General features: G+C 67.8%; 10 protein-coding genes and 1 other RNA gene. 4 read left to right on the forward strand and 7 right to left on the reverse strand.

Annotation, left to right across the window (positions count from 1 at the left end; genetic code table 11):
* Position 1: 1 nt before the first annotated feature.
* Together FQU85_RS03725 and FQU85_RS03730 are read right to left on the reverse strand one after the other, a co-directional pair.
* Positions 2-1,138 (reverse strand): iron ABC transporter permease, encoded by a 1,137-nt coding sequence (locus tag FQU85_RS03725; protein ID WP_145844462.1) that lies wholly within the window; start codon positions 1,136-1,138, stop codon positions 2-4.
* Between the two features lie 89 nt (positions 1,139-1,227).
* Complete coding sequence (locus FQU85_RS03730; protein ID WP_145844464.1) at positions 1,228-2,328, reverse strand: ABC transporter substrate-binding protein; 1,101 nt, start codon at positions 2,326-2,328, stop codon at positions 1,228-1,230.
* Positions 2,329-2,524: 196 nt separating this feature from the next.
* Here FQU85_RS03730 and FQU85_RS03735 point away from each other — a divergent pair, with 196 nt between their 5' ends.
* The 3 genes from FQU85_RS03735 to FQU85_RS03745 all read left to right on the forward strand — a co-directional run bounded on the left by FQU85_RS03735 (position 2,525) and on the right by FQU85_RS03745 (position 6,924).
* Positions 2,525-5,158 carry a valine--tRNA ligase gene (locus FQU85_RS03735; protein WP_145844466.1) on the forward strand — a complete coding sequence of 878 codons (2,634 nt, stop codon included), beginning with the start codon at positions 2,525-2,527 and terminating at the stop codon, positions 5,156-5,158.
* Between the two features lie 317 nt (positions 5,159-5,475).
* Positions 5,476-5,772 (forward strand): hypothetical protein, encoded by a 297-nt coding sequence (locus tag FQU85_RS03740; RefSeq protein ID WP_145844468.1) that lies wholly within the window; start codon positions 5,476-5,478, stop codon positions 5,770-5,772.
* A gap of 48 nt (positions 5,773-5,820) precedes the next feature.
* Positions 5,821-6,924: an aminopeptidase gene (locus FQU85_RS03745; RefSeq protein WP_145844472.1), complete on the forward strand. Its 1,104-nt coding sequence runs from the start codon at positions 5,821-5,823 to the stop codon at positions 6,922-6,924.
* Positions 6,925-7,098: 174 nt separating this feature from the next.
* On the opposite strand, the gene FQU85_RS03750 is transcribed toward FQU85_RS03745, so the two are convergent.
* Positions 7,099-8,040, reverse strand: coding sequence for a cation diffusion facilitator family transporter (locus tag FQU85_RS03750; RefSeq protein WP_145844475.1), 942 nt, complete (start codon positions 8,038-8,040; stop codon positions 7,099-7,101).
* Positions 8,041-8,209: 169 nt separating this feature from the next.
* Positions 8,210-8,522: RNase P RNA component (gene rnpB, locus FQU85_RS03755), an RNA gene on the reverse strand.
* Between the two features lie 198 nt (positions 8,523-8,720).
* Between rnpB and FQU85_RS03760 the strand changes: the two genes are divergently transcribed.
* Positions 8,721-9,350 (forward strand): TIGR00296 family protein, encoded by a 630-nt coding sequence (locus FQU85_RS03760; protein WP_145844479.1) that lies wholly within the window; start codon positions 8,721-8,723, stop codon positions 9,348-9,350.
* Here the strand turns inward: FQU85_RS03760 and FQU85_RS03765 are convergent.
* The 3 genes from FQU85_RS03765 to FQU85_RS03775 are packed head-to-tail and all read right to left on the reverse strand — an operon-like array spanning position 9,347 to position 13,519.
* Complete coding sequence (locus FQU85_RS03765; protein ID WP_145844481.1) at positions 9,347-10,492, reverse strand: nicotinate phosphoribosyltransferase; 1,146 nt, start codon at positions 10,490-10,492, stop codon at positions 9,347-9,349. The genes FQU85_RS03760 and FQU85_RS03765 overlap by 4 nt on opposite strands.
* A 31-nt stretch (positions 10,493-10,523) precedes the next feature.
* Positions 10,524-11,990 (reverse strand): Hvo_1808 family surface protein, encoded by a 1,467-nt coding sequence (locus tag FQU85_RS03770; RefSeq protein ID WP_145844484.1) that lies wholly within the window; start codon positions 11,988-11,990, stop codon positions 10,524-10,526.
* 47 nt (positions 11,991-12,037) lie between these two features.
* Entirely contained in the window at positions 12,038-13,519 is a 1,482-nt protein-coding gene (locus FQU85_RS03775) for an Hvo_1808 family surface protein (RefSeq protein WP_145844486.1), read from the reverse strand.
* Positions 13,520-13,542 lie beyond the last annotated feature (23 nt).

The raw sequence follows: 13,542 nt of genomic DNA on the forward strand, positions 1-13,542 counted from the left end.
GTTAGAACTCGCTGACGTCGCCGTTCCGGCGCATCAAGTAGAGGAAGTACGGGCCGCCGATGAGGCCGGTGACGATCCCGACCGGGATCTGCACGGGCATCAGCGCGAGGCGCGCGACCACGTCCGCGACGACGACGAGTGCGGGCCCGAGGAATATCGATCCGAGGACGAGCCGTCGGTAGTCGCTGCCGACGACGGTGCGGACGGCGTGCGGGACGACGAGGCCGACGAACCCGACGAGGCCCGCGACGGAGACCGCGGTCGCGGCGGCGAGGATAGCGAGCGTGGACACGCCGAACCGGACGCGTTCGACCGACATTCCGAGCGAGCGCGCGGTGTCCTCGCCCAGGAGGAGGACGTTCAGGTGGCGGGCGGCGAGGAAGATAGCGGGCACGACGAACAGCGTGGGGAGCGCGGCGAGCCGGAACTGCTCCCAGTCCACGCCGGTGAGGGAGCCGGTCGTCCACGCGATGGCCGTCTTCACGGCCGCCGTGCTGTCGAGGAAGTAGAACAGGCCCGTCTGGAGGGACTGGAAGATTGTGGCGACGATGACGCCCGCGAGGACGAGGCGGACGGGACTCGTGCCGCCCTGCCAGGCGATGGCGTACACGAGGAAAAAGGCGATGGAGCCGCCGACCGCCGCCGCGAACGGGAGCGCGGAGAACTGGACGCCGACGACGGGGAGGACGACGTACGCGCTGGAGAAGAACACGAGCGTGAGGAGGACGGCGAGTCCCGCGCCGCCGCTGACGCCGAGGATGTAGGGGCTCGCGAGTTCGTTGCGCGTGACGGCCTGGAACACCGCGCCGGAGACGGCGAGGTTCATCCCGACGAGAATCCCGACGAACACGCGCGGCATCCGGATGTTCCAGACGATTATCTGGGGCGTCGTCATCCACTCGGGGAACTCGTTCCCGAGCAGTGCGGCCGACCACACGTCGGGGTTGAACACGACGCGCGGGTTCGTGACGACGGAGAACGTCTGCGCGACGGTCATCTCGTACGACCCGAACCAGACCTGCACGAAGCCCGCGGCGAGCACGGCGACGACGCTGCCGGCGATGAGCGTCAGGAGGCGCTTATCGCGCGGTGCGACGAGCGAGCGGAGCGACTCGCGCGTGTTCGTCTCGTTACTCATCGAGCGACCCCCGTACGTGGGCGGTCACTCGTCCTCGGGCTTGCGTCATCTATCCCAAGAAATCTTAGGGACGCCTAAATCCATTGCGGTTAGGCGTTCCCGGTCACGATGTCGGAGACGCGCTGCGGGTCGTAGAGCATCTCTTCGACATCGTAGAGCTGTTCGGCGGCGCGCTGTGTCACGACGAGGTTCGAAATCGGACCCTGGTAGAGCGGGCCGCCGCGGTACACGTCGCCGTTCTGGACGGCCGTGAGCTGGCTCGCCGTGTTGTCCTCCTTCATCGGCGCGACGACGGACTCCTGGAACTCCGAGGCGGTCATGCTCTCGCGGCCGCGAATCATGAGCGCGTCCGGGTCGACTTCGAGCAGGGTCTCGTAGTCGATGGTGCCGCGACTGGAGAGGAAGTCCTGGACGTTCGCCTCCGCGAGCGCGTCCCGGACGTTCAGGTCGCGCCACTGCTTGTGGCTCGTGCCGCCGCCGACGAGGTAGGGGTAGAACGAGGACTCGGAGGCCGGCCAGAGGATGGCGATGCGCGGGCGCTCGGAGTCGGTGGTGGGGACGAAGTCGAGGTTCGACTGGAAGTCGTCGTGCAGGCTCGCGAAGGCCTCGTAGCGCTCCTGCTCCTGGAATACCTGCGCGACCTTCTCGAACGCCTCGTACAGCGTGTAGTACCGGTAGTCCTCGTGCCAGGGGTAGGTCTGGGAGAAGATGGAGTTCCCGATGACGGGCGCGACGCCGTTCACTATCTCATCAACGTCCGCCTGCTTCCAGCCGAAGCGGTTGACGAGGAAGTTCGGGTCGAACACCTGCACGTCGATGCCGTGTTCCTGTTCGAGCGAGTAGAACCGCTCCTTCGAGACGCCGTCCTGATAGAGCGAGATAGTGTCGCTCTTGTCGGCTGAGACGTCGGGAATCTCGTCGTAGTAGTTCGTGTGCCAGCGCCCCTTCAGCCAGAGCGCTTTCGGCTCCTCGACGCCGAGCGCGAGCCCCATGTCGGCGTAGCTGCCGTTGTTCGCAATCCACGTGTCGGGGACGCCGTCAAAGCCGACCTCCCCCATCGGCTCCATCGAGACAGTATGGGACGTGCCGTCCGTATCCGGGTCCGTGTTCGAGTTAGTATAGCTCTGACAGCCGGCGAGGGCGGCGCCGAGGGCGACACCCGCGGTTCCGAGGAACTTCCGTCGATCCATACTCGTTTAGGTTAGCCTAAACAATAAGAATCCACCGATTTTTTGGCAAGCCTAAACGCCGGGGACGGGAACTTTTAAGCACGCACGACCGCACGATTCGGGTATGCGCGTCGCTCTCTCGGTAGTACGTGGATAACGCCCTCGCCGTTTCTGACGCGCGGACCGCCCACGACCGACCAGCGACGACTCTCAAGTCATGACAGACGTTCCAGCGGACTACGACCCCGACGAACTCGAACCGCGCCTCCAAGAGCGATGGCTCGACGAGGAAACCTACGCGTACGACGGCGACGCCGACACCGCGTACGTCATCGACACGCCGCCGCCGTACCCCACGGGGAACCTCCACATCGGGCACGCGCTCGGCTGGAGTTACATGGACTTCGCCGCGCGCTACCACCGCATGCAGGGCCGCGACGTGCTGTTCCCGCAGGGCTGGGACTGCCACGGCCTCCCGACCGAAGTGAAGGTCGAAGAGAACGAGGACATCCACCGCACGGACGTGTCCCGCCAGGAGTTCCGCGACCTCTGCATCGAGCACACCAACGCCCAGATCGCGTCCATGAAGTCGACGATGCAGGAACTCGGGTTCAGTCAGGACTGGAACCACGAGTTCCGGACGATGGACCCCGAGTACTGGGGGAAGACCCAGCACTCCTTCACGGAGATGGCCGATCAGGGCATGGTGTACCGGGACGAACACCCCGTGAACTGGTGTCCGCGCTGCGAGACCGCCATCGCCGACGCGGAAGTCGAACCCATCGAACGCGACGGAACCCTCCACTACGTCACCTTCCCCGGAGTCGGCAACGACGACCTCGAAATCGCCACGACCCGCCCCGAACTGATGGCGGCGTGCGTCGCAATGGCCGTCCACCCCGACGACGACCGGTACGACGGCCGCGAGGACGACACGTTCGAGGTGCCGCTGTTCGGCCACGAAGTCGACATCATCGAGGACGACGAGGTCGACCCCGACTTCGGGTCGGGCGCTGTGATGATCTGTACGTTCGGCGATAAACAGGACGTGGACTGGTGGGCCGAGTACGACCTCGACCTGCGCGCCGTCTTCACGGAGGACGGCCACCTGAACGAGGACGCCGGCGACTACGCCGGCCTCACCATCGACGAGGCGAAGGACGCCATCGCCGACGACCTCGACGCCGAGGGCTACCTGAACGACACCGAACCCACCGAGCAGTCAGTGGGCGCGTGCTGGCGGTGCGACACGCCCATCGAGATTCTCTCGAAGGAACAGTGGTTCGTCGAGGTGGACGAAGACCTCGTGCTCGATCTCGCGGAGGACGTGGAGTGGATTCCCGAGCACATGCACGACCGCCTCGTGGACTGGGCGGAGGGCATGGAGTGGGACTGGGTCATCTCGCGGCAGCGCGTGTTCGCGACGCCGATTCCCGCGTGGGAGTGCGAGGACTGCGGACACTGGCACATCGCGGACGCCGCCGAGACGCCGATCGACCCCACCGAGGAAGACCCCGCCGTCGGAAGTTGCCCGGAATGCGGTGCGACCGAGTGGACGGGCGAGACCGACGTGATGGACACGTGGATGGACTCCTCCATCACGCCACTCCACGTCTCCGGCTGGCCGCAGGACATCGACCTCGACGAGTTCGAACCGGTCTCGCTGCGCCCGCAGGGACACGACATCATCCGGACGTGGGCGTTCTACACGCTCCTCCGCACCGGCGCGCTCACCGGCGAGAAACCCTGGGACGACATCCTCGTGAACGGCATGGTGTTCGGGCCGGACGGCAACAAGATGAGTAAGAGCCGCGGGAACGTCGTCGCGCCCGACGACGCCGTCGACGAGTACTCCGCGGACGCGCTCCGGCAGGCGCTCGCGCTCGGCGGCCAGCCCGGGAGCGACGTGCAGTTCCAGTGGAAGGAAGCGAAGTCCGCGAGCCGCTTTTTGACGAAACTCTGGAACATCTTCCAGTTCGCGAGCGGGCACTTCGACGAGGACACGCCCGACATCGACGCGCCCGCGTACCGGGACGCCGACGACTGGATTCTCTCCAAGCTCACCCGGGTCGCGGACGACGTCGAAGCCGAGATGGAGGCGTACCGGTTCGACGCGGCGCTCCGCGAACTCCGCGAGTTCGCGTGGAACGACCTCGCGGACGACTACGTCGAACTCGCGAAGGGACGCCTCTACAACGGCCGGCCCGGCGAGCGGGACGCCGCCCGGCACGCGCTCTACACCACCGTCTCCGCCGTCACGCGAATGCTCGCGCCGTTCAGCCCCCACCTCGCCGAGGAGCTCTGGACGTACCTTCCCGGCACCGAGGGCAGCGTCCACAACGCCGAGTGGCCCGACCTCGAGTTCTACGACGAGAACGCCGAATCGAAAGGCGGCGTCATCGCCGAGACCGCGAGCGACGTGCGCGCGTGGAAGTCCGAGACCGGCCGCCCGCTGAACGCCGAACTCGACCGCATCGAACTCTACCTCGAAACCGACGTGGAGGGGCCGATCGACACCTACGACCTCTCCGAGACGGTCAACGCCCCCGTGAAAATCGAGTCCGGGCGGCCGAACGTCGAACTCGTCCCCGTCGACGTCGACCCAGACGACTCCCTCATCGGCCCCGAGTTCCGGAGTCAGGCCGGCGCCGTCATCCAGGCGCTCCAGGAAGCCGACCCCGCCGTCATCAAAGCCCGGAAGACCGAGGGCTCGATACCGCTCGACCTCGACGGCGAAACCGTCGAACTCGACCCCGAGATGGTCGACATCGAGGAGGACTACCGCGCCGAATCCGGCGAGGAAGTCGCCGTCCGCGAAACCGAGTTCGGGACGGTGCTCGTCTACCCCTGAACCGTTTTCCGGGTCGGGGTCGCTGACGCGACCCGCGCCCCGCAAAAATCTTCACCACTGCCAGAAGTCTTCGACTTCTGGCTGTTCAGCCAGAGCGCGATGCGTTCTGGCGATAAAAAGGCGGCGCGGCGAAGCCGCGCCGCGCGGAAGCGGAGAGGAATCCCGCACTGCATCCCCGCCTATTCCGCGCCACAGGCCGCCCGCGCCGCGACCGCCAATCCGTACTTACCAGCGTACTGTCTCGAAATCCACCGCACGCCGCCACCGGCCCGCTGCGCCGCGTCGGCGAAAGATTGGGGGAGCTGGGCGGTGACGCCGTGAACGTGACGCTCCTCACGTGGCTGGTCGCCGTGGGCCTCGTCGCGTTCCCGGTTCTGTTCGGGTACGCGTACTGGCGGTATCGGCGGGGCGACCGAGACCGGGAGTCGTTCCTCCGCGGCCTCGCTCTCGGCGGACCGGGGTTCGCCGTCCTGCTCCTGCAAGCTGCGGATCGCTGGCTCACCAGTCCAGTTGACGACGTCGTCGCCGTACTCTCACTCGTTCCGCTCATCGGCGGAACGTACGCGCTCTACCTCGCCTACTGGCGGGGACTCGACGCGGACAGACCCGGATAGCCCGCGGCGAACCCGATTGTTTTTGCGGGCGGCGGCGTGAGCGACTGTATGGACGACCGAGTGCGGGAGCACGCGGAGACGCTGGTGGACTGGAGCGCGCGAATCAGCGAGGGCGACGACGTGGTGCTCTCGGTGGCGGAGGACGCGCACGAACTGGGCGTCGCGGTCGCGGAAGCGCTCGGGGAGCGCGGCGCGAACGTGCACACGACGTACGGGTCGGCGGAGGTGTCGCGGGCGTACCTCCGCGGTCACGACGGCGACTTCGACGAGAACCCGGAGTTCGAGCGCGCGCTCTACGAGCACGCGGACGCCGTGCTCCGACTGGGCGGCGGCCGGAACACCGCCGCGAGCGCGGACGTTCCGGCGGAGACCCGGCAGGCGTACAGCAAGGCCCGCGAGGGGATTCGGGAGGCCCGCATGGACACCGACTGGGTGAGCACGGTGCACCCGACGCGGTCGCTCGCCCAGCAGGCCGGGATGAGCTACGAGGCCTACCGGGACTTCGTGTACGCGGCTGTGAACCGGGACTGGCAGGAACTCGCGGACGAACAGGCGAAACTCAAGGAGGTTCTGGACGGCGGCGAGGAGGTTCGCATCGTCTCCGAGGAGACGGATCTGACGATGCGCATCGACGACCGGGTCGCCGTGAACTCGTGTGCGAGCGTCGCGTACGATTCGCACAACCTCCCGTCGGGCGAGGTGTTCACCGCGCCGTACGCGACCGAGGGCGAGGTGCTGTTCGACGTGCCGATGACCATCAACGGCAAGCGCGTGCGGGACGTGCACCTGACGTTCGAGGACGGCGAGGTCGTCGAGTACGCCGCGGCGCAGAACGAGGACGTCATCCGGGAGGTCGTGGAGACGGACGCGGGCGCACGTCGGCTCGGCGAACTCGGCGTCGGGATGAACCGCGGCATCGACCGCGTAACCGATAGCATCCTGTTCGACGAGAAGATGGGCGGGACGGTTCACCTCGCGCTCGGCCGGGCGTACACGTCGAACTTCCCGGACGGCCGGGAGGGCGAAGCGAACGACTCCGCGGTGCACGTCGACCTCATCACGGACCTCCGGACGGGCGGCCGCCTCGAAGTGGACGGCGAGACCGTGCAGAAGGACGGCGTGTTCCGGTGGGAGGACGGCTTCGACGGCTGAGGAGGCGAACGCCGCGCGCCGGTTTTCCGCCCAGGTTTTTCTGACGAGCGGCTCGTGAGCGCAGCGAGCGACCCGGGTCGGAACGAGGTGGGGGCGTCGCGTGTTCCGGTGGGCGGACGGCTTCGCGGGGGAAGTCGCGACACGGCGCGACCGAGAGGCGAACGCGAAAGAGGCCTATTCGGCGCTGTAGCAGTCGATGTCGGCTGTTTCGCACGAGCCGTCGGGGCGTTCGAGTTGGAGGGTGGCGTGGTCGATGCCGAACTCGTGGGCGAGGTCGTGCTGGCACGCGTCGAGCACGGCGTCGCGGTCGGCGTCCGCGGTGACGACGACGTGCGCGCTGAGCGCGTACTCGTCGGAGGAGAGCGCCCAGACGTGGACGTCGTGGGCGTCGGTGACGCCGTCGAGACTGCAGAGGTGGCGGGTGATGGCGTCGATGTCGACGTCGCCGGGGGTTCCCTGGAGGAGGAGGTGGACGCTCTCGGCGAGGAGGTCTTTCGCGGAGTAGAGGACGAGCGCGGCGATGAGCACCGCGAAGAGCGGGTCGAGGACGTGGTAGTCGGTGTAGTAGAGCGCGACGCCGAGGACGATAGCCGCGACGCTGCCGGCGGCGTCGGCGAGGAGGTGGAGGTACGCGCCCTTGACGTTGAGGTTCTCGCGGCCGCCGTGGATGGCGTAGGCGGCGGCGAGGTTCGCGGCGAGGCCGAAGACGCCGATGGCGACGACGACGAGGGGTTTCACGGGCTGCGGGTTCTGGAAGCGTTGCACGGCGTCGTAGAGGATATAGAGGACGACGAGGACGAGGAAGACGCCGTTCGCGAGCGCGCCGAGGAGTTCGGCCCGCTGATAGCCGTAGGTGCGTTTCTCGTCGGCGGGCCGCGCGGCGACCCACGCGGCGAACAGCGCGAGCGCGATGCTCGCGGAGTCCGTTATCATGTGGACGGCGTCCGCGAGGAGCGTGAGGGAGTCCGCGTAGAGCGCGCCGGCGAGTTCGACCGCGAAGAACGCGGTGTTGATGCCGAGCGCGATGGCGAGTCCGCGCATGTTCGCGCCCCCGGACGCGTGGTCGGTTCCGTCGTCGTGGTCGTGACCCGAGTGGTCGTGACCGTGGTCGCTCATCACCGAGACGTCCGAGGCACGTTCTTATTAACTCCCCTGTCAGAGAACGGCGATTTATTGGTGTAGTTTAACAATATTTTGGCTTTCAGTTGTTAATATCCACGCGGGGTGAGGGGTGGAGGGGTGCGTCGCTTCGGGGCGCGAGCCGGTGGCTCGCGGGAACAATGTGAGCTGCGGGGAGTAAGCCCCCTTCTGTTCGGTCCGGCATTCGGCTGAGCGTCCGCGCGGGTGCCCGAGCTACCGTCGTCGCGCGGACTTGCACCGGCGGGGGTGGCCGTTCCATCGGTTCTCCCGGGTCTGCCCTCTGTGGGTTCACTTCCCCTTCTTGCGTCGGGGGTCGCGCACGTCCTCGGTCGCCGGGAGGCGTGTCGTGTCTGTTCCAGTGCCAGCGGTCTCCCGCTCCGGACGTGTGTCCGGCCGCCTGCTCGGGCGGTGGGGGGACTTTCCTCATGCATGTGCACGGGAGCCGGACTCCCGCTGCCCGACTGATAGTGGGGGCGAGCGTGGGTTAAGGCGTTCGGTACCCGGGATGGGTTTTACGGCCGGTCGGCGGTTCGTTCACTCCCCTGACATCACTGTAGAGCGTGTTTTCGGAGGCGACGAGCGACGAGCCCGGTTTGTCACGATTGTGGATGTGAAGGGAAGGGTTGAAGTTGGAATCGTACATATATCCCTTCGTAATGTCCGAGGCCCAGTCAGTCCACCTCTCCTTCGAAGACGGCGCTCGGGCGGTCGAACTCGCACGGGACTCCGTGGAGGCGTTCGTCCGCAACGGGCAGCGAGAACAGCCGGGCAGCATGCGGGACGCGTTCTACAACCGAACGGGCGCGTTCGTCCGGCTCGAATCGACACGCGGCCGCGGCCGGCTCCGGGGGTGTGCGGGGGCACACGAGACGGCCCGGGAGCTCGGGAACGGCACGAAGCAGCTCGGTCACGCCATCGTCGACGCCGCCATCAAGGCCGCGAGCGCCGACTCCTGTGGATCCGAGGTCGAGCCCGCGGAGCTCGGGACGATCAAGGTCTCGGTCTGCACGGTCTCCAACCTCCTCCTCACGGACAACCCGGACGAAGACCTCGAACTCGGCACGCACGGCGTCGCCGTGGACGGGAACGGCCAGCACGGCTGGATGTACCCGACAGTACCCGTGGAGAACGACTGGAGCGTCTACGAATACCTCGACCGCACGTGCCGGAAGGCCGGCCTCGAACCCGGAGCGTGGGAGGACGACGACGTGATGGTGACGCTGTTCGAGGGACAGGTGTTCCAGGAGCGCGAACCGGAAGGAAGCGTCGAGCAGCTCTCGAACTAGAAGACTCGTTCGACGTCCTCGCGGACGTGTTCTCGCGACTCGTCGAGGTCGAACTCCCTGACCAGTTCGCCGTCCCGAATCAGCGGCCGGAGGAGTGACTCCGCGCCGTCGGGGCCGCGGCCGGCGAGCGCGACTTCGTGCCCGCCGTCGTCGGTGCGGTAGACGTCTTTCTTCCCGGAGAGCTTCCCGCGTTTCGCGCAGGGCTCGCCGTCGCGTTCGACGATGTCGAGCGCGAAGTCGACGGGATCGGCGTTCGAGACGTAGCCGCCGACGCCGAACCCCTGGACGTACTCGCGGAGTTCTTCGAGGTCGCTGGGGCCGAGGCCGCCGCTGACGAATACGCCCACGTCGTCGCGGCCGCGGGCGTCGAGTTCCCAGCGGACTTCGCGGATGATGTGTTCGAAGTTCCCGCGCCTGCTGCCGGTGGTGTCGAGGCGGATGCTGTCGAGGGCGTCCCCGAGCGCGTCGGCGGCGCGGATGGCTTCGTCCTTCTCGTCGGAGTACGTGTCGACGAGGGCGACCCGCGGCACCTCGGGCGGGACGGCGTCGTCGAACGCGCGCCACGCCGCTTCCTGATGGCCCGCGCCGAACGCGATGACGAGCGCGTGCGGCATCGTCCCGGACGCCTCGCGGCCCAGAACGTCGCCGGCGGCGGCGTGACTGAAGCCGTCGAGGCCCGCGAGGAGGGCGGCGCGCTCTATCATCGCGGCGATGCTCGGATGGACGTGGCGCGCGCCGAAACTGAGCACTTGGGACGCGGGGGCGGCGCGGCGGGCGTCGAGCGCGGCGGTTGCGACCCCGGACGCGTGAGAGAGGAAACCGAGGAGACTCGTCTCGTAGCGCGCGAAGTCGCGATACCGGCCCTCGATGCGCAGGACGGGGCCGCCGTCGAACAGCGTTCCTTCGGGGAGCGCGTCTACGTCGATTGGACGGCCGGCGAGGAGGTGGGCGGCGTCCTTCACGCCCGCGAACAGCTCGAACTCCCCGGTCGGGAACTGGTCGGCGGTGACTTCCGCGACGACCCGAGGGTTCTTCCCGGCGTATTCGAGGGTTTCGAGCGTCCGGTCGAAGTACGCGTCCGTCGCACGGCCGTCGGCGATGGCGTCCGTGGGCACGATGTCGAAGCCGTGGGACTCACTCATACCCGGTGGTCTCGCGCCGCGTCGAAAAAGACTACGACGTGGGGGTGCCGGCGTGCACGTCGTCCAGTTCGCCGACCGTCGGCGCGTTCACGATGGTCACCGTATCGCCGGAAGTGGAGACGTAGAAGGCGTCCGCGAACGCGCTCGCGCCGTCCGGAATCGCGTAGACGCCGTTCCCCCGGGATTGCGCGCCCCAGTACGCGAGGAGGTCGCGGTAGGTCGCGGCGAACTGCCGGGCGTCCCGCGGGGAGTCCCAGACGGACTTCCAGACGTACGCGGCGTCGCCGCTATTTTTGTACGCGTAGAGCTTGTCGCCGTCCCAGCCGTCGACGGGCGTCGTCGTGTAGTTGAGGGGGTCGGACGAATCGACGTTCCCCTGCGCGTTCAGGTTCAGGAACTCGTTCGGGCTGAGGACGTACCGCCGAGGCGCGGTGTCGTCCATCGAGGACTCGTAGGCGGGATACGCGAGCATCCCGGTGAGACCGGCGACGCCGAACTCGGCGTAGGGCGCGCCCCGCGACGGCGTGAGCCGCGTCCACTCGCCGTCGGAGCGATCCTGGAGGCCGACGGCGGTGGGTTCGTCCACGCCGTACGCCCCGGGCTGGGCGACCTGCTCCGCGCTCTTCGGCGGATTCTCGTAGAGGCCGGCGACGGCGTCCCAGCCGCCGTCCTCCAGAACGGACTCGACGAATCCGGGGCCGTCGCTGTACGGGAAGTACTGCGTGAAGTAGATGCCGTAGTGCAGGCCGCTCCCGCTCGACCCGCCGTCGCTCCCGCCGCTGCCGCCGGAGGAGGCGGGCTGGCTGACGCACTCCCAGTCGCCGCCGCAGCGCCGTTCGTAGCGCTGCGCGACGAGTTCGGCGTCGCCCTCGATGAGGCCGAGCGCGGCGCTCCGCGCTTCCAGCGTGGAGCCCGAGAAGCCGAGGTCGAAGTTCCGGTACTGGAGCGCGTGCACGAGTTCGTGCCCGAGCGTCGTCTCGGAGAGCACGGGCGTCGCGGTGTCGCTGATGACGACGATGCGGTCGGCGCTCGGGCTGTAGTAGCCAGCGACGCTCGACGACGTGGTCTCCGAGGACTGCTCGCTCCCACTCCGTGTCTCGCCGACGAGGAACAAGGCCTCGTAGCGCACGTCGTCGAACGTCACGCTGCCGGAGCCCGATCCGCCACTGCCGCCGCCGGTCTGCTCGCGATACGTCTCGCGACTGATGACGGAGACGGGTACGTCCGCCTCGAACTCGATTCTCCGGACGTGTTCGACGCGCGCCATCGCGCGGTGAACGACCGCGTCCTGCTCGGTCGCGTTCAGGCCGTCCGAGACGGTGACGGGGAGCGATTCGTTGTACCAGTAGCCTTCCTCCCAGCCCAGTCGGTCGGACGCGGGATCCGCGGGTCCGTCCGTCGCGCCGACGAGCGTGGGGTCGTCCGTCGGCGCGCTCGCACAGCCCGCGAGCGCGAGCAGGCACGCGAGTCCGAGGACGACGGCGAGCCGAGTGTTCACACGACTACTGCGGCCACGAGAAGGAAAAGGCTACCGTCGCCGGCCGGTCAGGCGGTCTCGTGAACGTCGTCGAGTTCGCCGACGGTCGGCGCGTTCACGATAGTCACGGTGTTCCCGGAGACCTGGATGGAGAACGCGTCCGCGTACTTCCCGTCCGGAATCCGGTAGGTGTTCGCGGAGACCTCGGTCGCGCCGAGGTGGTCGAGGACGGCGCGGTAGCCCTCGACGAACTCCTGAGCGTCCTGCGGGGAGTCCCAGACGGACTTCCAGACGTAGCCGGTCTCGTTCGTCTCGGCGGAGCCCTCGCGGACGTACGGCACGAGTTTGTCGCCGTCCCAGCCGGCCGTCATCTCGTGCGCGTAGTTGTACGCGTCGAGTTCGCCGGACGCGGAGAAGAAGTCCCGGTAGGGAACGGCGACGGTTCGCGGGGCGCTCGCCTCGTTGGACGCGACGTAGCTCTGGTACCAGAGCGCGACGTACATCCCGGCCTCACCGAACTCCGCGTAGTCGACGCTGTTCGGGCCGAGTTCGGGCACCGACCACTCCGCGGTGCTCGTGTCCGCGACGGTCACCTCGGTGGGCGCGTCCTCGCCGTACGTCGCGGGGTGGATGGTCTGCTCCGTGCTCGCCGGCGGGTTCTCGTAGACGGCGTTCACGGCCTCCCAGCCGCCGCGCTCGCGGAGCTGCTGGACGAACGGCGGGCCGTCGCTGTACGGCTGGAACGTGATGGCGTACATGCCGACGTGGAGGTCGGCCGCCGACCCACCGCCGCCGGAGGACTGCGGCAGCAGGCAGTTCCAGTCGTCCGTACAGCGCTGTTCGTAGAGGTAGTCCACGTAGTTCCCGTCGCCCTCGATGATGCCGTCGATTGCGTTGTGGGATTCGGTCGTGGACTGGTCGTAGCGCGTGATGTTGAACCGCTGGTCTTGGAGCGCGTGGAAGAGCTCCTGAGCGAGCGTCACCTCGTTCATCTGGGGGTTCTCGCTGTCGGAGACGATGACGATGCGGTCTTCGCTCGGACTGTAGTAGCCGCCGACGCTCCCGGCGGTGTTCGAGCGCTGCGCGGCGATAGCGCTCTCGTTCTCGCCCGTCATGAACACGGCCTCCCACTTCACGTTCTGGTGGAGGCTCGCGTTCCGCGGCGGCTCACCGCCCGACCGCGTCTGGTTCCGGAACTCGGCGCGCGTGATGATGGAGACCGGAACCGCCCGCTCGAACTCCAGTTCTCGGATCTGCTCGACGCGCGCCATCGACCGGTTGACGACCGCGGCGAGTTCGGTGTCGTTCAGGCCGTCCGAGCGGTCGACCTGAACGGGTTCGTCGTACCAGCGGCCGCCCTCCCAGCCGAGGCGGTCGGTCTCGGGGTCGGCGTACTCGTCGGTCGTCGTGCCGTCCGTGTTCGTCGGGTGGGTCGTCGTCGCGTCCGTACCGGTCGGCGCTGGCGTCGTCGCCTCGGAAGAGAAGGGGCTCTGACAGCCCGCGAGGGCGACCATCGCGACCAGGGCGACGGCGAGTAGTCGGCGGTCCATACCGACGGAGGGCGCTCGAACAA

The sequence above is a fragment of the Salarchaeum sp. JOR-1 genome, from assembly GCF_007833275.1.
Classification (GTDB): Archaea; Halobacteriota; Halobacteria; order Halobacteriales; family Halobacteriaceae; genus Salarchaeum.